This is a genomic window from Ignavibacteriales bacterium, assembly GCA_026390775.1.
Classification (GTDB): Bacteria; Bacteroidota; Ignavibacteria; order Ignavibacteriales; family Melioribacteraceae; genus Fen-1258.
The window spans coordinates 855,869-876,557 of record JAPLFF010000007.1 but is presented as its reverse complement, the minus strand read 5'-3'; the positions used below and the strand labels follow the sequence as shown (position 1 = coordinate 876,557).

18 protein-coding genes are annotated in these 20,689 nt (G+C 34.6%); 16 read left to right on the top strand and 2 right to left on the bottom strand.

The window, feature by feature from the left end:
- The first annotated feature begins 7 nt into the window (after window positions 1–7).
- The gene (locus NTZ27_09115) at window positions 8–505 is read left to right on the top strand and encodes a hypothetical protein (protein MCX6174896.1); all 498 of its coding nucleotides are present in this window, start codon (window positions 8–10) and stop codon (window positions 503–505) included.
- A gap of 52 nt (window positions 506–557) precedes the next feature.
- Here the strand turns inward: NTZ27_09115 and phoU are convergent, their stop codons facing one another.
- The gene (phoU, locus tag NTZ27_09110; GenBank protein MCX6174895.1) at window positions 558–1,238 is read right to left on the bottom strand and encodes a phosphate signaling complex protein PhoU; all 681 of its coding nucleotides are present in this window, start codon (window positions 1,236–1,238) and stop codon (window positions 558–560) included.
- A gap of 204 nt (window positions 1,239–1,442) precedes the next feature.
- Between phoU and NTZ27_09105 the strand changes: the two genes are divergently transcribed.
- From NTZ27_09105 to NTZ27_09040, 14 genes are all read left to right on the top strand, one after another.
- Window positions 1,443–2,069, top strand: coding sequence for a DUF47 family protein (locus NTZ27_09105; protein MCX6174894.1), 627 nt, complete (start codon window positions 1,443–1,445; stop codon window positions 2,067–2,069).
- A gap of 2 nt (window positions 2,070–2,071) precedes the next feature.
- Window positions 2,072–3,067 carry an inorganic phosphate transporter gene (locus NTZ27_09100; protein ID MCX6174893.1) on the top strand — a complete coding sequence of 332 codons (996 nt, stop codon included), beginning with the start codon at window positions 2,072–2,074 and terminating at the stop codon, window positions 3,065–3,067.
- Window positions 3,068–3,087: 20 nt separating this feature from the next.
- Window positions 3,088–3,450: a cupin gene (locus tag NTZ27_09095; protein ID MCX6174892.1), complete on the top strand. Its 363-nt coding sequence runs from the start codon at window positions 3,088–3,090 to the stop codon at window positions 3,448–3,450.
- A gap of 68 nt (window positions 3,451–3,518) precedes the next feature.
- The gene (locus tag NTZ27_09090; GenBank protein MCX6174891.1) at window positions 3,519–4,976 is read left to right on the top strand and encodes a glycine--tRNA ligase; all 1,458 of its coding nucleotides are present in this window, start codon (window positions 3,519–3,521) and stop codon (window positions 4,974–4,976) included.
- A 151-nt stretch (window positions 4,977–5,127) separates the two neighbouring features.
- Window positions 5,128–5,697, top strand: coding sequence for an RNA polymerase sigma factor (locus tag NTZ27_09085; protein MCX6174890.1), 570 nt, complete (start codon window positions 5,128–5,130; stop codon window positions 5,695–5,697).
- A complete protein-coding gene (locus NTZ27_09080) occupies window positions 5,685–6,455 on the top strand; it encodes a hypothetical protein (protein MCX6174889.1) in 771 nt (256 codons plus the stop codon). Before NTZ27_09085 ends, NTZ27_09080 begins: the two co-directional genes overlap by 13 nt.
- Window position 6,456: 1 nt before the next feature.
- Complete coding sequence (locus NTZ27_09075; protein MCX6174888.1) at window positions 6,457–7,446, top strand: hypothetical protein; 990 nt, start codon at window positions 6,457–6,459, stop codon at window positions 7,444–7,446.
- A 223-nt stretch (window positions 7,447–7,669) separates the two neighbouring features.
- The gene (locus tag NTZ27_09070; GenBank protein MCX6174887.1) at window positions 7,670–8,995 is read left to right on the top strand and encodes a pitrilysin family protein; all 1,326 of its coding nucleotides are present in this window, start codon (window positions 7,670–7,672) and stop codon (window positions 8,993–8,995) included.
- Between the two features lie 59 nt (window positions 8,996–9,054).
- Complete coding sequence (locus tag NTZ27_09065; protein ID MCX6174886.1) at window positions 9,055–11,112, top strand: pitrilysin family protein; 2,058 nt, start codon at window positions 9,055–9,057, stop codon at window positions 11,110–11,112.
- A gap of 184 nt (window positions 11,113–11,296) precedes the next feature.
- Entirely contained in the window at window positions 11,297–11,911 is a 615-nt protein-coding gene (locus NTZ27_09060) for a TetR/AcrR family transcriptional regulator (GenBank protein MCX6174885.1), read from the top strand.
- A 25-nt stretch (window positions 11,912–11,936) separates the two neighbouring features.
- Window positions 11,937–13,262, top strand: coding sequence for a TolC family protein (locus NTZ27_09055; GenBank protein MCX6174884.1), 1,326 nt, complete (start codon window positions 11,937–11,939; stop codon window positions 13,260–13,262).
- 27 nt (window positions 13,263–13,289) lie between these two features.
- Window positions 13,290–14,351: an efflux RND transporter periplasmic adaptor subunit gene (locus NTZ27_09050; GenBank protein ID MCX6174883.1), complete on the top strand. Its 1,062-nt coding sequence runs from the start codon at window positions 13,290–13,292 to the stop codon at window positions 14,349–14,351.
- Window positions 14,352–14,365: 14 nt separating this feature from the next.
- On the top strand, window positions 14,366–17,536 hold the full coding sequence (locus NTZ27_09045) for an efflux RND transporter permease subunit (protein ID MCX6174882.1): 3,171 nt from the start codon (window positions 14,366–14,368) through the stop codon (window positions 17,534–17,536).
- A gap of 67 nt (window positions 17,537–17,603) precedes the next feature.
- Complete coding sequence (locus NTZ27_09040) at window positions 17,604–18,218, top strand: HAD family phosphatase (GenBank protein MCX6174881.1); 615 nt, start codon at window positions 17,604–17,606, stop codon at window positions 18,216–18,218.
- Here the strand turns inward: NTZ27_09040 and NTZ27_09035 are convergent.
- Window positions 18,207–18,539 carry an arsenate reductase family protein gene (locus NTZ27_09035; protein MCX6174880.1) on the bottom strand — a complete coding sequence of 111 codons (333 nt, stop codon included), beginning with the start codon at window positions 18,537–18,539 and terminating at the stop codon, window positions 18,207–18,209. The genes NTZ27_09040 and NTZ27_09035 overlap by 12 nt on opposite strands.
- A gap of 94 nt (window positions 18,540–18,633) precedes the next feature.
- Between NTZ27_09035 and NTZ27_09030 the strand changes: the two genes are divergently transcribed.
- Window positions 18,634–20,679, top strand: coding sequence for a dihydrofolate reductase (locus tag NTZ27_09030; GenBank protein MCX6174879.1), 2,046 nt, complete (start codon window positions 18,634–18,636; stop codon window positions 20,677–20,679).
- Window positions 20,680–20,689: the final 10 nt, after the last annotated feature.

The window sequence follows — 20,689 nt, the reverse complement described above, 5'->3', positions numbered from 1 at the left end:
AGGAAATATGTTCAGAACAATCAATGATTTTTTAGATGGATGGGAGTATGAAAGCAAAGCAACATTAAAAATTTTTGAAAACTTAACCGACACTTCGCTGAATCAAAAGGTAACATCAACCGGACGATCTTTAGGATTTATTGCCTGGCATATTACAAATACAATTCCGGAGATGCTTTCTAAAACCGGATTACCATTTAGCTATGAAGAAAATACTACTGTGCCGGCATCAGTAGAAACGATTAAAGATATTTATGAAAAATCATCTAAAGCAGTAACTGACTTGATCTCGAAGAATTGGAAAGACGAAATGCTGAACGATGATATAAATATGTACGGACAAGTTTGGAAACGAACAAGTGTATTATCTAGTTTGATTGCACATCAAGCGCATCACCGCGGACAAATGACTGTGCTTATGAGACAAGCCGGATTAAAGGTGCCCGGTGTTTACGGACCATCAAAAGAAGAATGGGCAGAATTTGGAATGCCGACGCAAGAATAATATTGAATTACCGGTTTTTAAAACCGCAAAATTCATTAAAACAAAAAAGCGGCTAACTTTCTTTCTTATATCTTTCAAGTTTTTTCTTGTGAGCAATAATTTCCGCGTTTATATAAAAGATTAAATCTTCTGCAATATTTGTAGCGTGATCTGCCAATCTTTCAATATGTCTTGATAATACAACAAGGTGTGCACACGGCTCAATGACTTCCGGGTTCGACTGCATTTTTGCAACTAGAAATTTGAATATGCTTTTATTCAATTTATCAACAGCATCCTCATCTTGTAAAACCTTTTCCGCTTGCTCGATATTTTGATTAACAAAAGAATCAATTGCATATTTAACCATCTCGCGAGCCCGTTTGCCCATATCTAAAATTTGTGATTCAATAATTAACGAATGAAAAGCGGCCGTTTTTTTAACTCGCTGAGCAATGTTAACAGCTATGTCTCCACATCTTTCTAATTGATTATTGATCAGAAGTGCCGACATAATAAATCTTAGATCGCTTGCAACGGGTTGAAATAATGCAAGTATATTTTCACACTGAGTTAGAATAAGATTATCGTAAGCATCTATTTCCATATCCTTTGCTTTTATTCCACGGCAAAGTTCAGTATCTCCTGTCTCCAATGCTTTATAAGATCTATCAACCTGTTCATCAACAAGTGAGGCCATCTTGATAAGATTTGTTTTTAGTTCTTCTACTTCTTTTGTAAAATGTTCTTGCATAGAATTATTAAGATAAATTGTTAAGTTTAATACACATATTAAATTAAGCGATAGAATTCAATAATTCCAAATACATAATAGCAGATAAATAATAAGTATTGATGAATTTTATTTTCCTTGTACGTGAAATAATTTATTAATTTAGTACAAACAAAATCCTGTTCTTTCCCAATCAATTAATAATAGAAAAAAGGAAATTTTAAAATGGGTTTTAATCTATTACCAAAAGAATATGAATTCTTCGATATGTTCGACAGTCTGGCAGCACATTGTGTGACAGCCTCAAAACAATTTCAAGAGAACATGAGTAAATCTGTTTTTAGCGATGAAGATGTAAAAAAGATTAAAGAGATTGAACGAACAGCAGACAGCATTGTGTTTAACATTGTGGAGAAATTAAATAAAACCTTTATTACCCCGATTGATAGAGAAGACATTCACGAACTTGCTCACGAACTAGACAGCGTGATTGATTACATTCTGAAAGTTTCCAACCACATGAAAGTTTATAAGATCACAGATATTAATCCAAGATTTAGAGAAGAAGTAAAACTAATTGATAGATCAGTCGAAGCACTATCGAAAGCTGTAAATGGATTACGTAATACAAAAGATGCAAAAAAGATTATGCGGTACTGCAACGAAGTAAATTTAATTGAAGACGAAGGTGATCAACTTAAGAATGATGTTATGGCTGAGTTGTTTGGCGGCGAGACGGATGCAATTTACATTATGAAATGGAAAGACATTTTTCAAACCTCGGAAAAAGTTTTGGATCAATGCGATGATGTTTCCAAAATAGTTGAATCCATTTTAGTAAAACAGGCTTAAGCATGACTATTGCGGTACTCCTACTAATAATTCTTGCATTATTCTTCGACTTTCTAAATGGATTTCATGATGCAGCTAATTCTGTTGCAACAATTGTTTCAACAAGAGTGCTCTCACCTCGGTACGCAGTTTTATGGGCAGCATTTTTTAACTTCATTGCTTTTTTAGTTTTTGGTCTTCATGTCGCTGGAACAATCGGCAAAGGAATTGTTGATATCAAAATTATGGACTCATCAATAATTTTTGCAACATTGATGGGAGCTTGCATTTGGAATCTTATTACATGGTACTTTGGATTGCCTACAAGTTCGTCACATGCTCTAATTGGTGGTTTAATGGGAGCGGCACTCGTTAAAGCGGGTCCGGCTTCCCTCGTTGGAAGTGGAATTTTTAAGACTGTAATTTTTATTTTTATTTCACCAATGTTGGGATTAATTCTTGGTGTTGGATTAGGAGTACTTGTTTATAATCTATTCCGTAAAAGTCATCCCCTCAAAGTAGATCATATATTTAGAAAAGGACAATTAATTTCTGCCGCCGCTTACAGTTTGGGTCACGGCGGAAATGATGCCCAGAAAACAATGGGAATTATTGCAGGGCTTCTTTTCAGCGCAGGCATTCTTCAGAAGTTTGATAGTCCTGGAGATATTCCGCTTTGGGTTGTTCTTTCATGTCACACTGCAATAGCCTTAGGTACTATGTTCGGTGGATGGAGAATTGTTAAAACAATGGGGCAGAAAGTTGTTAAGTTAAGACCTGTGGATGGCTTTTGTGCAGAGCTAGGTGCAGCAACAACATTATTCATTTCAACCGGACTTGGGGTTCCGGTTAGTACCACACACACAATCACAGGTTCAATAATGGGTGTTGGTTCTATTAAAGGATTAAAAAATGTAAAATGGGGAGTTGCAGGTAGAATAGTTTGGGCTTGGATATTAACAATTCCACTATCTGCCGGAGTTTCAGCTTTAACTTATTCTGTTATAAAACTGTTCTAAAAATAAATAGAGATTAAACTTTGTCAATTAAAATAGAATCTCCATCAATAATATCAGCTGCAGGAAATAAACCTAAAATTATCGAAGAGTTTATCGGCAATGTGAATTCCCAAACAAACTTGGTTAGTGTTGCAAGGATGAAAAGTCCGGCAGGATGGATTGAGCCCGGGCAGAAACCTGAATTTGATGAATACACTGTAGTGTTGAAGGGAATGTTAAGAGTTGCTACTAAAAATTCTGTTATTGATATTAATGCAGGACAAGCTATTATTGTGAATAAAGGTGAATGGGTTCAGTACAGTTCTCCCGGCGCAGATGGTGCAGAATATGTTGCAGTTTGTCTTCCAGCATTTTCACCCGGCATTGTTCATAGAGATGAATAAACTCCTCGGTAAAGAAGTGTTCCTCCCTTTCAATATCAAAAAATTTTTATATTCGCATCTATAAAATAGTGAGGTATGCAATCGCAAAGAATCAGAATGAAATTGTAGAAAAGATCGTCTCGCTGGCAAAGAGAAGAGGATTTGTATTTCAATCGTCGGAAATTTACGGCGGATTAAACGGATGCTGGGATTACGGTCCACTTGGTGTTGAACTTCTTAAAAATGTAAAAGAAGAATGGTGGAAAGCGATGACCTACCGCGAAGATATTGAAGGATTGGATGCTTCTATACTAATGCATCCGCGCGTATGGGAAGCAAGCGGACATGTTGAGAACTTTACCGATCCGATGATTGATTGTAAACAATGTAAGGCAAGATTTAGATTAGATACACTTACAGAATTGATCAGTGATAAGAACAAAGAAAAAGCTTTAAAAGAATTTGATGCTGCAATTCTATCCAAAGAAGGTTCACTTGAAGAAAAATTTAATTCTATTCTTGAAGATCAATTATCCGCAACAAAACTTTTGGATTTACTCGGATGTCCTCAATGCAGCAACAAAGGAACATTTACACAACCGCGTAAATTTAATTTGATGTTCAAAACTTTTCTCGGACCGGTTGATGATTCCTCCAACATTATTTATCTCCGTCCGGAAACAGCTCAAGGAATTTTTGTAAATTTTCTAAATGTTGTCAATTCAAGTCGGCAAAAACTTCCGTTTGGAATTGCACAGATCGGGAAAGCATTCCGTAATGAGATCAACACAAAAAATTTCTTATTCCGTACACGTGAGTTTGAACAGATGGAAATGCAATATTTCTGCAAACCCGGTTCAGACAAACAGCATTACGATGAATGGAAAGAAAGAAGAATTGAATGGTTCAAATCATTGGGAATGACCGCAAGTAAATTACGTTTTCATGATCACCCAAAAGATAAACTTGCACATTATGCAAAAGAGGCAACAGACATTGAATATGAATTTCCATTCGGCTGGGGAGAGATCGAAGGGATTCATAACAGAACCGATTTTGATTTGGGAAGACACCAGGAATTCTCAGGTAAATCCCAGCAATATTTTGATGACGAGACAAAAGAGAAATTCATTCCATATATAATAGAAACATCAGCCGGTGCAAGCCGTTCATTCATGGCTTTTTTGGTTGATGCTTATTACGAAGAAAAAGTAAAAGATGATGTGCGCAGTGTTCTACGGCTCCATCCAAAATTGGCACCGACCAAAGCGGCAATTCTTCCGTTAGTAAACAAAGACGGAATGCCGGAGATCGCTCGTAAAATAGAAGCCGATCTTCGTCCTTACCTTAGAATTTTTTATGATGACAAAGGTGCAGTCGGTCGCCGCTATAGAAGAATGGATGAAGTAGGAACGCCATTCTGCATTACTGTTGATACCCAAACTCTGCAAGATGAAACTGTTACTGTAAGAGAACGCGATACAATGGAACAGATCAGAATTTCTATTAGCGGATTGCTAAATTATTTATCAGAGAAGTTGAGATAATTTATTTTTCGAGACGCGATTTATCAAGTCTTTTTTTTATTTGAGACTCGATAAATCGAGTCTCTACATTAACCCCACCGAAATATTTTTCCGTTCGATTTAACTTTTCCTATTTTCAGTCGTATCATTAATTGAAAAAAGAAAATACTGCATGCAGGACCAAATTCATATTGAACAGCTGAACGAGTTAATTCTTAAAGTGAATATGGGTGACACCAAAGCTTTTGAAGTGATTGTTAGAAATTATCATAAGTTCGGATATGCAGTTGCATTCAAAATATTATACAACGAAGAAGATGCTAAAGATGTTGTTCAAGAATGTTTTATTAGAATATGGAAACACTTAAATGAGTATGATAAGAAAATAAAATTTACTACGTGGATGTATAAGATTGTCGTAAACTTATGTTTCGACAAATTGAAATCACAAAAACGGAGAAGAAACATTTTTAAGAATCTTGATGAAAATTCTGTTATTAATACTCCGAGCGGAATTGATCTTGAAAAGGAATTAACCAATAAAGAACTGGCTGCGATGATAAAACATTTTGCAAGTGGGTTGTCGGAAAAACAAAAGACAGTTTTTATTCTTAGAGATATGGAAGATTTATCAATCGAAGAAGTTTCGGGAATAATGAAAATCTCTACGGGCTCAGTTAAAACGAATCTTTTTTATGCAAGACAAAGTATCAGAAAGAAAATAATAGAATGGGAAAATTAAAAATGGACTGCAGACAGGTAGAGGAATTAATCTTTTCAAAACGATTAGATGAATTAACCATGGCTGAAAAAAGTTTAATTGAAAAACATATTTCTTCATGCTATGAATGTAAAAGTATTTATGAGTCGGTTCAGAGGGCAGAAAGCGTGCTTATTAAAATGAAAACACAGCATCCGAGTCTAGATAACGAAGAAATTCTCATCGACTCAATTATGCGAAAAATTAACAATAAGTCCCTCATTCTAAAACATGCGAATGAATTTTATTTTTTTGAAAAACTAATACTATTCGTTTCTCTAAAACCAGTACGATACGCCTTAACAGCGATCTTATTTATAATGGTGTCACTTTATATGTTCGAAGAGTATTCTGCAATAAAAAATATTACTCATCTAGAAAGTCAATTGAACAATACCGCACAAGTTAATAATTCAAAAGCCGAAATTATTTCTTTTGATAATGATATGCTTAAATTTTTTTACGATACGTACAAATTTGCTAGCGGCAATTCATCTTATGTTAAGTTGTCCAAAGATTTACTTTTGGTAAATAAAAAGGATTTAAGAAATCTTTTATTAGACTATGAAAAATTAGATGAACCTACAAAAACTAAAATTAAATCATTACAAAGTGAATTGTTAAATCAAAAAGATCTAATCTTTTCAGAAACAGAAACCGGAAAGATGAAAACATTACAACTTGAAATCGAAAGATTAAATAGCGAACTACAAAAAATTAAAACACGAAGAGGCAAATAAAATGAAGATAAAATATTATTTGACATTTTTAACGTTTGTGTTGAGTATGATTTTGAGCTTTTCCGGATGCAGAGAATATAAGACTACCACAAAAATTAATAGTGATGGATCATGCGTAAGGACAGTAATTGTGAAGGACAAAACCATTGAACCGGACAGCATTGTGTTTCCAGTTCCTGCAGATAATAGTTGGAAGATAGAAAGGACAAAAGCTAAGGACGATACAACTCAAACAGTTTACACAGCAACAAAATATTTTAAGGATGTTAATAGTCTTAATAATGAATATAAGAATAAAAGAAAAATCGGTCTTGCCGTAAATCTGCAGAAAAAGTTTAGATGGTTTTACACTTACTTTGATTATGAGGAAGGCTATCGTTCATATTTTCCATTTAGGAATATTCCTTTAAAAAATTTTCTTACACCTCAGGAGTATGAACTATATTTAAAAAATGACACAACCAAAGCTTTCAAGAAGAAACTGGACAAATTTGCAGAAGCAAATTATTTCGAATATTTCTTAGATGAATTTATAACACTGCTGGGCAAAAATAAAATTGCAGATCTAACCCCGGATTTCGTCGCCGGAAAGAAAAGTGTTATTAAAGAACACATTAGCGAATATGGAGACAAAACCGAAGATCTAATGAAATATTTGGAGAAAGTTCTAGGAACAAAATCTGTTTGGAGATTGAAGGATGGAATTGAAAATATTTTTAAATCAATCAAGGATCAAATGAATCATTTCAGCACTGCAAATGGATCGTTTAAAAACGAAATAACAATGCCGGGTATAATTTTAAGTACAAATGCGAAAACAGTTGAAGGGAATAAAGTAGTTTGGGAATTTGATGAAAATAGATTTTGCTACGAAGACTTTAATATGACGGTTCAATCAAGAGTTGTAAATGTTTGGGCGTTTGTTGTTAGCGGAGTTATTGTTCTTGTAGTTATTATCTTGTTGCTGCTGCCAAAGTTCAAGAAGAAATAAACAATATTAATTTACTCCAAACCAGTCGAGGCAGTATTTATCAACTTGTTGATTTTCATTCCTTAATTTATAGAATAACATACGATAATTCTAAGTGCGTATTAAAAACAACTTTTGTAAAATGAAGTCGTCTTATTATTCACAAAAAAGGAAGAATTTCGTAATTTAACAAATCAATAAACCTCTTAAAGACAAATCAATTAATTTATAAGGAGCGGATTTAATGAAACGCAAACTCATAATATTTTTTATGCTAATGGGATTTATTAGCATAACAGCTCAGTCTAATAAGATTCTATATGAACAGTATAAGCTTGATAACGGATTGAGTGTAATCTTACATAAAGATAATACAAATCCAATTGTTCATGTATCTGTGCTTTACCATGTTGGAAGTAAAAATGAAGATCCCGCAAGAACAGGTTTTGCTCACTTCTTTGAACATTTAATGTTTGAAGGTTCACCTAACATAAAACGTGGTCAGTATATGAAAATAGTTGAATCAGCTGGCGGAAATTTAAATGCTAATACTTCTTTTGATAGAACATATTATTATGAAAATCTTCCGTCAAATCAGCTTGAACTTGGTTTGTATATGGAATCAGAAAGAATGCTTCAATTAAAGATTGATAGCATAGGCGTGGAAACACAACGTAAGGTAGTTAAAGAAGAAAGAAAACAATCTTTAGATAACAGACCTTACGGAACTTTAGTAGAGAAAATATTCAGCAATGCTTACAAAGTTCATCCATATAGATGGATGCCGATCGGTTCCGCACAATATATTGATCAAGCAACAATAGATGAGTTTATTGCCTTTTATAAAAAATTCTATGTCACCAATAATGCTACCTTAACTATTGCGGGCGATATTGATGTTCCCAAAACAAAAGAATTGATAAAAAAATATTTTGGTGAAATCCCTTTGGGGAAAGAAGAGATTGTACGTCCTAAAGAAATTGAACCGGTAAAAACTGCAGAAGTTAGAGAAATAGTTTACGATAAAGTTCAGCTTCCATTAGTAGCTCAAGCTTATCACATGCCGGCACAAGGTACACCGGATTATTACGCACTAAGTATGTTGACCACTCTTTTATCCGGCGGGGAAAGCTCAAGATTCACAAAAGAAATTAAAGACAAACAACAAAAAGCAATGCAAGTAGGATCAGTTCCATTTGCTCTTGAAGATCCGGGTTTATTCATAACTTTTGGCTTATGTAATGTTGGCGGTAAAGCAGAGGATTTGGAAACTGCAATTGATAACGAAATTGATAAAGTTAAAAAAGATTTAGTTGGCGAAACAGAATTTCAAAAAGTGAAGAATCAAATTGAAAGTAGTTTTGTAACAAGATATTCAACTGTTGCAGGTATCGGAGAAAGTCTTGCTAATTATTCGGTTTACTATGGCGATCCAAATCTTATCAATACTGAAATACAGCGTTTTATGAAAGTCACACGCGAAGATTTAAAACGAGTTGCAAATAAATATTTATCCAAAGAAAACAGAGTTGTTCTTTATTATCTGCCTAAATCAATGGAAAAGAAATAAGATTGTTTTTCTAAAAGGTTTAGATAAAAATATAAATTTGAAAACATAATGGAGTTAAAATGAAACGTATTCTGATATTACTTTTATTCTTGAGCATGGCAGCAAGATCTTTTGCTCAAGTTGATAGAACAAAATTTCCGCAAGCCGGACCAGCGCCGGAAGTTAAAATTGGCAATGCAGAATCTTTTGTGTTACCAAATGGTCTCAAAGTATTTGTAGTTGAAAATCATAAACTGCCTAAAGTTACATTTAGCTTGCTAATTGATCGTGACCCGATCATTGAAGGTAAGAATGCTGGGTATACATCAGCTGCGGGCGAGTTATTACGTAAAGGAACAAAGAACAGACCCAAAGACAAACTTGAACAAGAAATTGATTTCCTCGGTGCATTTTTATCTACGTCTTCTACAAGTGTTTTCGCTTCGGGTTTATCTAAGTACACAGATAAGATTATGAATATAATGGCAGATGTTATTTTGAATCCAGATTTTAAGCAAGAAGAATTAGATAAAATAACCAAAGAAACTTTGTCGAATTTAGCTTATTCAAAAGATGATCCGGATGAAATTTCCAACCGCGTTAAAATGACATTGATATTTGGTAAAGAACATCCTTATGGTGAATTTGAAACTGAAGAAAGTGTTAAATCAGTAACACTTGATATGTGTAACAAATATTATGAAACGTATTTCAGACCTAACATAGCTTACTTAGCAATTGTTGGTGATATTAACAAAGCAAAAGCAAAATCGCTTGTGGAAAAATATCTTGGCAAATGGCAGAAAAAAGATGTTCCCAAGAACACGTTTGCAAATCCGAAAGCGCCAATTGTAAATAAAGTTGCATTGGTTGATAGATCAAATTCAGTTCAATCTGTTATATCTATTTGTTATCCGGTTGATTTGGCAATTGGAAGTGAAGATGCAATGAAAGCGAAAGTTGCCAATTCAATTCTTGGCGGTAGTGCAACCGGAAGATTATTTATGAATCTTAGAGAAAGCAAAGCATATACTTACGGAGCTTACTCAAGTTTAAATCCCGATAAACTTGTTGGAAGTTTTAGTGCTTCAGCAAAAGTTAGAAATGTTGTTACCGATAGTGCAATTACAGAAATATTTATTGAGATGAAAAAAATAAGAAACGAAAAAGTATCCGAGAAAGAATTGCAGAGTGCTAAAAATTTATTATCGGGAAATTTTATCCGTAGTTTAGAACAGCCATCAACCATTGCAAGTTTTGCTATCAATACAGCACTTTATAATCTTCCAAAAGAGTATTACAAAAATTATTTGAAAAATATTAACGCTGTTACAGTTGAGGATGTTCAAATGATTGCAAAGAAATATATCAAACCAAATAACGCAATCGTTTTTGTCGTTGGAAACGGAGAAGAAGTTGCAAAGAACCTTTCCAAATTTAGTGTCAGTGGAAAAATTGATTACTATGATGTTTTTGGTGAGAAGATTGATCCAAATGTAAAAAAAGTGCCCGAAGGAGTAACGGTAGATTTGGTTTTAAATAAATATATTGAAGTAATCGGCGGCAAAGAAAACATTCTTAAAGTAAAAGACAGAACAACTAAAATGTCTGGAGCCATGCAGGGAATGAATATTACAATGACTCAAACACAAAAAGCTCCAAACAAATCCTATATATTAATTGATTTTGGAGTTGGGCAACAAATAATGGTCTTTGACGGAGAGAAGGGAAAGATTAGCGCTATGGGACAGGAACAACCGATGCCTGTAGAACAAGTAGAACAAATGAAATTTGGCTCTCTCTATTCCATGCTGGAACACAAAGAGAATGGAATTAAATATGAGTTAACCGGAATGGAAACAATTAATAATAAAGATGCTTATCGTGTTACTTCCACATATCCATCCGGCAAGAAGGGGACAAGTTATTATGATGTAAATACTGGATTCATTATAAGACAACTAGCTGAACAAGGCAGCGGGGTGCAGACGGTTGATTTTGATGACTACCGCGATGTTCAAGGTGTTAAATATGCATTTAAGTTGAGCGTCGGTACGCCGAACGGTGTGCTCGAGATGGTTGCCACTTCGGTCGAAGTGAACACTAATCCAAATAATTCGCTCTTTGAAGTAAAATAAACCATACTTAATAAACCACCAAAGCCCGACTTTATCAAAAAAGCCGGGCTTCTTTTTTTTCTACAAATATTTTTTTATTAAACGGAACTTTTATAAGTTTGGAAACGACTTATACAATATATGTTTCCATCGGAACCATTATTGGACAAATGGTGTTTTATAATAAGCATTAAACAAAGAAAAAATGATTCGAGATATTGAAATAAAAGAAAGAATTCTTCAAACAACTAAAGAAATGTTCTATAAGTACGGTTATTCAAAAGTAACCATGGAAGAAATAGCAGCCGATCTTGGAATTAGCAAGAGAACACTTTACAAACATTTCTCTAACAAAGAACATATTTTAAAAGAAATCGTTAACGGCGCTAAATGCGAGATAGAAGAATACGTTGATAATTTAATTGACGATAAAAAAACAGAATTTATTACAAAGCTACAAAATTTTATGGCGTTTGTAGTCTCGCATTTTTCCCGTCTATCTAATCCGATTGTGCAAGACCTTGTAAAAAACCAGCCGGAAGTTTGGAAAGAGATTCAGGAATTCCGCAAAAAGAATGCACAGGATTGTTTCACTAGATTAATCCAACAGGGAATTAAAAGCGGAATCTTCAGAGATGATATAAACAGCGAAGTGGTTACTATGCTCTATTTTTCTGCAGTTCATGGTATGCTAAATTTAGAAACACTTTCGCAATTACCAGTTACAGCGGACGAGGCTTATAAGATCATAGTTAGGGTTTTATTTGAGGGGATTTTTACCACTGAAGGCAGAAAAAAATTCAAAAACAAAATTCAATAAAAGATAAATATGGAGAATCAATAATATGTACAGATCTAATCGTAGTGTAATTTTTTGGGTTACCATCTTACTATTGTTCAATGTTAAAATTTATGCTCAAGAAAAACTTTCTCTTACGATTGAACAGGCAATCGAAATCGGTTTGCAGAACAGTAAATTGCTTCACTCTTCTCTGATGAAAGTGAAAGGCGCCGAAGCTAAAGTTAGAGAAGTTAATGCAATGCGTCTTCCTTCTTTGAAGTTAAGCTCCGGTTACAGAAGGCTGAGCCCGATTGATCCTTTTTCCGTTACTATACCGGGAATGGGTACCTTCAATATTTCATCGGTTATTCTTGATAACTATTCAGCGCAGCTTACTTTGTTTCAACCAATCTTTACAGGATTCAGATTGCTTGGTAATTCCGATATGAACGAACAACTTTCGAATGCTGTAAATGAAGATTACAATAAAGATAAGAGCGAATTAATTTTTAATATTAAAAATGCTTACTGGGGATTGTTTAAAGCAACTCAGTTTCAGAAAGTGATGGATGAAACTGTTGATCAAATCAAAGCTCACGTTGCTGATGCAAAAAACCTTGAGAAAGTAGGAATGATGACAACAAATGATATTCTGAAGATCGAGGTTCAGCTTTCCAATACTTTATATCAACAAGTTGATGCTGAAAATTCTGTAAAGCTTGCAGCAGTTGCTTTGTGTAATACTCTTGGAATTTCACTTGAAACTAGGATAGAAATTTTATCATCTGCTAATATGAGCTCTGCACAGTTTGATGAATTGAATAAACTTGTTGGTGATGCAATTACAAAAAGATCAGAGATAAAAGCCGCAGATTCAAGAGTTAAGGCAAGTGAAGCTGGCGTTACACTTGCAAAATCTTCATGGTATCCGCAGGTAAGTGTTGTCGGAAATTACTATTACTCTCGTCCTAACCAAAGAATACAGCCTTCTAAAGATCAATTCGATGCAACATGGGATGTGGGAGTGAACCTAAGTTTGAATGTGTGGGATTGGCTTACAACAAAACATCAAACCGATCAAGCAGAGACGCAACTTTCTCAGGCGGTTGATGCAATGGGAATGATTAAAGATGGAATTACTTTAGAAGTAACTCAAAATTATTTGAGTTTTAGTCAGGCCAAAAGAAAAATTGAAATTGCCGAACTTTCTGTTAAACAGGCTACAGAAAATTTAAAAGTAACAAACGATAAATTTAAAAATGGTTTAGCTACTACAACAGAATTAGTAGATGCAGAAACAGCTTTAATCGGTTCCAAGACAAATAATACCACAGCTGTAGTCGATTATGAACTGTCCAAAGCAAAACTTGAAAAATCAATAGGTAAATAAAAATTTAATTATTTGGAGATATAAATTATGAAGAAATGGAAAGTAATAGTTTCGGTGATAGTGATTCTTGTAATTATTATTGCAATACTATTTATGAACAAAAGAAAAATGGCTGCAACAACGGCTGGCGGAATAAAAGATGTTTATTTCGTCTCAGTTGATAAAGTAGCAAAGAAAGATCTTGCAGAAACCTTGTCCCTTGTTGGAAATATTACCGCGAACAACGATGTTAATATTATTTCTGAAACATCCGGAAAAATTACAGCAGTGTTTACAAAAGTCGGCGATTATAAACGAGCAGGCTCAGTTTTGTTTCAAGTTGATGATGAATTAAAGAAAGCTGCATTTATGAGTGCCGAAGCTAATTATGAAAAAGCAAAAAAAGATTATGAGAGATTTAAAACTCTATATCAGCAAAAATCAGTTTCCGATTCGCAATTAGATCAAGCAAAACTTAATGCTGCTATGGCTGAAGCACAATACATAATGGCAAAAAGACAATTGGATGATACACAAATAAAAACTCCAATTTCCGGTTATGTATCAGCACTTTACGTTGATATAGGTTCAATGGTTCAAGGTGCACCGCAATCAACTGTTGTTGCAAATGTTGTTGATATCGGTAGATTAAAAGTAAAACTTAATCTCGCTGAACGAGATGCATTTCTTATAAAACCAGGAGATCAAGTTTCAGTTACAGTTGATATCTATCCTGGTGTAATTTATAAGGGAAGAATCGAATCAATCAGTTCTAAAGGTGATGAATCACACACTTACCCTATCGAGATTACCATAAATAATGAAAGTGCTCATCCGTTAAAAGCCGGTATGTTTGCGCGCGTTGAATTTACTTCATTAAAAAATAGAGACATAATTGTAATTCCCCGCGAGTCGTTAGTTGGTAGTGTGAAAGAGCCACAAGTATTTGTTGTTGAAAATGGAATTGCCAAACTCCGCAGCTTAACTGTAGGAAATCAATCCGGAATATATATTCAAGTATTGCAAGGGCTAATGGAAGGCGAAACAATTGTTGTAAATGGACAAAATAATTTAGTGGACAATTTAAAAGTTGAGATACTCAATAAGTAAAAAGGATTTTTAAAATGACAATTACAGAATTATCAATAAAACGGCCGTCGCTTATAATCATTATATTTTCCGCATTGATTGTGTTAGGTTTGTTTGCGTACCGTCAGTTAAAGTATGAATTGCTGCCGAAAATTTCTGCGCCTGTTATTACGATTACAACTATCTATCCAGGTGCATCTCCTAATGAAGTTGAAACGGGCGTTACCAAACCGATAGAAGATGCTGTTTCCGGAATGGATAAAGTATCGGATGTACGTTCTACATCTTCTGAAGGTGTATCATTTGTTATTATAGAGCTATTACAATCGGCCAATACGGATCTTTCCCTTCAGGATGCTCAAAGAAAAGTTGGACAAATTACATCACAACTTCCGTCAGGCGCAAAAGCTCCAACAATTTCTAAAATCGCTTTAGATGAAATTCCCATATTAAGAATGGGTATTTCTGCTGATATGGATTCACGAGTTTTATATCAATTTGTGAAAGATAAAATCCAACCTTTACTATCACGTGTACCTGGAGTAGGACAGATTGCACTTATCGGCGGAGAAGAACGCGAGATAAAAGTTAATTTAGATTTGCAAAAACTTCGCGCGTACGGCTTATCCATTCCACAAGTTACACAAGTAATTAAAACAGCAAATTTAGATTTTCCTACCGGAAAGATTAAAGATAAAGACGGTCAGTTCATCGTTCGTATTGCTGGAAAATTAACATCGGTTGAAGATTTAAAAAATCTTACAATAGGAGAATCAAGATCAGGCGGCGAGATAAAACTTTCAGCGGTTGCCGAAATTGAAGATGGAATTAAAGATTATACAAATATTGCACGGATAAATTTCCGCAACACAATCGGTGTTGTTCTTCAGAAACAAACCGATGCCAATTCGGTTGAAGTTTCAAAGCTTGTAAGAAATGAAATTCAGAGAATAGAAAATGTTTACAAAAACAATAATCTAAAATTTGAAATTGCACAGGACGGATCTCTCTTTACTATTGATGCAGCGAATGCGGTAAAAAGCGATTTGGCACTTGCGGTTTTGCTCGTTTCTATGGTAATGTTAATGTTCTTACATAGTATAAGAAATTCATTGATTGTTCTTATAGCAATTCCATGTTCGCTTATTTCAACATTCATTGCAATATGGGCGCTAGGTTTTACTTTAAACTTGATGACATTACTCGGGCTCTCTCTTGTTGTGGGAATACTTGTAGATGACTCAATAGTAGTTTTGGAAAATATTTATCATCATCTTGAAAAAGGTGAAGAGAGCAAGGTTGCTGCTTTACGCGGTAGAAATGAAATCGGTTTTGCCGCTCTAGCAATAACATTTGTTGATGTTGCAGTTTTTTTCCCGCTAACTTTAGTCGGAGGAATGATTGGAAATATCTTACGCGAGTTCTCTGCAGTAATTGTGGTTTCTACTTTAATGAGTTTATTCGTTTCGTTTACCGTTACTCCAATGCTTGCTTCAAGATTTGCAAAATTGGAAAGACTTACTTCGAGAACATTGGTTGGAAGCTTCGCTGTCTGGTTCGAAAAGAAATTTAAACAGCTTACAGAAAATTATGTTCTTCTATTAAAGTGGGCATTAAAAAACAGAATGAAAGTTGCTCTGTTAACCATTGCAGCTTTTATTGCAACCTCTTCGTTAATTCCTCTCGGATTTATTGGAGCTGAGTTTATGACTCAAACAGACCGCGGAGAATTTGCTGTTGCATTGGAATTAGCTCCCGGCACTACAATCGAACAGACAAATATTGCTTCACAGAAAGTTGAAAAGATGATTGGCAAAATGCCGGAAGTTGAAAGAATGTATGCTAATGTTGGTGTTTCTTCCGAAGGATTAGTTGGCTTCTCGTCAAGCAATACAACGGAAATCACAGTTACTCTTATTCCGAAAGAAAAAAGAATTAAATCTACTGATGACGTTGGAAATGAGATTAAACAAATGGTGCAAACAATTCCCGGTGTAAAGGTACGTATTAATCCTATTGGTATTTTCGGCGTTGCTAATCAAACACCGCTAATGTTAATAATTAATGGTCCGGACTATGAGGGCGTGTTAAAAACCGCTCATGAAATTCAAAATATTATAAAAGTAATTCCCGGAACTGCCGATGTTCGCCTTTCAGCGCAGGATGGTAATCCGGAAACAAGAATTGAAATTGACAGAAGAAAATTAACAAGCTTCGGATTATCGGTAGCTGAAGTAGGACAAGCTCTTCAAATTGCACTTACGGGCGATAATGATTCAAAGCTTCGCGATGGCGAAACAGAATACGATATTAGAATTGCTCTCGATCAATTTGATCGTTCTAAAACCGATAACCTCGGTAACATCAGTTTTACTAATAGAAAAGGGCAGCAAATTTATTTAAAACAATTTGCAAATGTTTATCGTGCAACAGGCCCAACAAAATTATCACGTGAGGCAAGAAGCGCTGCTGTAACAATTTATTCTCAGGTTCAAGGCGGAAGAACTACAGGCGCTATTTCGCAAGACATAGAAAAACAATTTAAGAATTATAAATTTCCCCCGGGCGTTACTTATTCATGGCAGGGTGATATTAAAAGTCAACGCGATTCGTTTGGAGATTTAGGTCTAGCAATGCTTGCCGCAATTTTGTTCACCTACATGGTTATGGTCGCGCTGTATGATTCGTTTGTTTATCCACTTGTAATTTTATTTTCGATTCCTCTTGCCATGATAGGTGCTATATTGGCGCTTGGTTTAACATTAAAAGCGTTAAACATATTTACAATACTTGGAATCATAATGCTGACGGGACTTGTAGCCAAGAATGCAATTCTATTGGTAGATAGAACAAACTTTATGCGCTCTCAAGGTGAAAGTGTTTTTGATGCTTTGATTGATGGTGTAAGAATGAGAATTAGACCGATCTTTATGACAACATTAACAATGATCTTTGCTATGACTCCGGTCGCATTTTCAACAGCATCTGGTGCGGAATGGAAATCCGGTTTAGCTTGGGCTTTGATCGGAGGATTAATAAGTTCGCTTCTCTTAACCTTGATCATTGTCCCGCTTGTTTATACTAAAGTTGAAGAATACCGCCTAAGAATTCCGGTCTTATTCAAACGGGTTAGTGAAATTTTAAGACTAAAGAAAAAAAGTGTAGTTCCAAATTCAGTAGCGGAAGATTTGGGATTGAGTAAATAACAATACAAATGATTAAAAATAAACCGCAATCAATTCGGTTGCGGTTTTTTTATTACCTAAAATACTTATGAAAAGATATTCTGTAATTGTATTCGATCTTGGAAATGTTCTGCTTCCCTTTGATTATTCGAAACCGATAAGTTATTTCAACGGACTTAAAAAAGGATTGGGAGATAATTTTGCAAAGTTGTATCGGGAGAACTATCACGTTCATAGAGAATTTGAAGGTGGCATATTAAGCAAGGAACAATATTTAAAAACAGTGTTAACATGGCTTGAACACACAGTTACCGAAGAACAATTCTGTAAAATATTCTCCGATATTTTTACTGTGGACAAAAATGTTGTTGAGTTAATACCATTACTAAAAGAAAAATACAAAGTAGTTCTGCTTTCCAATACTAACAGTATTCATAAGCGTTACGGCTACGGTCATCTTGATTTTCTAAAATGGTTCGATCAAATCTTTCTTTCACACGAGATTGGCGCGGTTAAACCGGAAGAAAAAATTTACCGCACGGTTGAATCTTATACTCAAAAAAAATCATCCGAACATTTTTTTATTGATGATATTCAAGAATATGTTGATGGAGCTAAAAAGTGCGGTTGGGATGGAATTCAGTTTAAGAATTATGAACAGCTTTTAACCATTCTTCAAGAAAAAAATATTTTATTGCCATGAAGCCCAAATAGATGGTTGATATCCAATAGTAACTCCCTTTCCATTTCTAACAATCGGTGTTCTTAACAGAAGCGAATCGTTTAACAATTCCTCTTCTATATTAAAAACCATGAATTGAAGATTTCTTTTTTTGAATTGCTTTCCTTCACGGTCAATCAATTCTTCTAACGGAATAGCGCGCACAATATTTTCAAGTTCTCCTTTTGCCAGACCTTTTTCATTCAGATCGCGGAAATGAAACTGAATTCTTCTTTCCTTAAAATACCGTTCAGCTTTCCGGGTATCGCTGCAGCTTTTTACACCTATTATTTGAATGTTCATAATAATTCCTTAGATGCATTGATACTTCATTGTTTAGAGACTTCAAAAAGTTTATTTTTCTTTTGAACAATTATAAATAAATGATAGGAAACTTATGCAGCTACTTAAAAATATTTTATTCATCATTATTGGAATATCTATCATGAGCTGTTCTCCAAATCAAAAAAATAAAGACGACAATTTTAAGTATGTAACCGAGCAATTTGCAGATCTAAGAATCCAACGCTATCAAGTTCCGGGTTTTGAAGAACTCAGTTTAAGACAGAAACAGCTGGCATATTATCTGTATCAAGCATCGCTTTCAGGGCGCGATATGATTTATGATCAAAACTACAAACACAATTTATATATTCGGCGAACACTTGAGGGAATAATAAAAACTTATAACGGTGATAAATCTACACCGGATTTTCAAAAATTTATGATATACGTAAAAAGAGTTTGGTTTTCCAACGGGATACATCATCATTACGCCAACAAAAAAATTATTCCGGAATTCTCGAAAGAATATTTTGCACAGCTTGTACAAGGTGCAGATGAGTACGAACTACCGCTCCAAAATATGGAGACGCCAAACGATCTGATAAAAAAACTCACGCCAATACTTTTCGATCCTAAAGTTGACGGAATGAAGGTCAATCAAAATCCTAATATGGATTTAGTTAAATCATCAGCGGTAAATTTTTATGAAGGTGTTACACAAAAAGAAGTTGAAGCCTTTTACAAAAAAATAGTAGATCCAAATGACTTGGAACCGGTTTCTTACGGATTGAATTCAAAATTGTTAAGAGAAAAAGGAGAAGTGTTTGAACGGCATTGGAAAGCAAACAGTATGTACGCGGCACCGATTCAAAAAATTATCTATTGGTTAGGAAAAGCAGCGGAAGTTGCGGAAAATGAACAGCAGAAAAAATGTTTCCAGCTATTAATTGAATATTATGAAACAGGTGATCTAAAAAAATGGGACGAATACAACATCGCTTGGGTAAAAGATACAACTTCAGTGGTAGATTTTGTAAATGGATTTATCGAAACATATAACGATCCTCTTGGTTACCGGGCAAATTATGAATCAATTGTTTCTATAAAAGATAATGAAGCCACAAAACGTATTAAAGCGATCAGTGATAATGCTCAGTGGTTCGAAGATAATTCTCCGATAATGAGCGAGCATAAAAAGAAAAATGTAAAAGGTATCAGCGCAAAAGTAATTACAGTTGTAGTTGAATCCGGCGATGCTTCACCATCAACACCAATCGGAATAAATTTACCGAATGCAAATTGGATCCGTAAAGAACATGGTTCGAAATCTGTTAATCTTGGAAACATAGTTCACTCATATAATATGTTTGCAAATACAAGCGGAGTATTGGAAGAATTTGCTTATTCCCAGGAAGAAATAGAACGTGCAAAAAAATACGGCGCACTCTCAGATGATCTACATACGGATATGCATGAAGTAATAGGCCATGCGTCAGGTCAACTTAATCCAGGCGTTGGCGAAACAAACGAGACGCTTAAAAATTATGCATCAACATTGGAAGAAGCACGCGCTGATCTTGTGGCACTCTATTATGTGTTTGATCAAAAACTTGTTGATATTGGAGTAATGCCAAGTCTTGATGCAGGCAAAGCACAGTACGATGGATATATTAAAAATGGATTGATGATTCAGCTTGCACGGATTCAACCCGGAGAAAATGTTGAAGAGGCACACATGAGGAACCGCCAGCTAATTGCTAAATGGGTTTATGAAAAAGGATTACAAGAGAGAGTGATTGAGAAAAAAGTTAAAGACAGCAAAACTTATTTTGTGGTTAATGATTACAATAAATTGAAAAATTTATTCGGTCAATTGCTGAGGGAAATTCAGAGAATCAAATCGGAAGGAGATTATGCGGCAGGTAAAAACTTAGTTGAAAATTACGGCGTGAAGGTAGATCTGGAAATTCATAAAGAAGTTCTTGAGCGATACAAGAAACTAAATATTTCACCTTATGCTGGATTTATAAACCCCAAATTAGTCCCCGTTATGAATGGCAGCCAGATCATTGATATTAAAATTGAATACCCGGAAGATTTTACAAAACAAATGTTGGAGTATGCAAAAGAATATTCTTTCTTACCAACGTATAATTAAATTTTGGTTT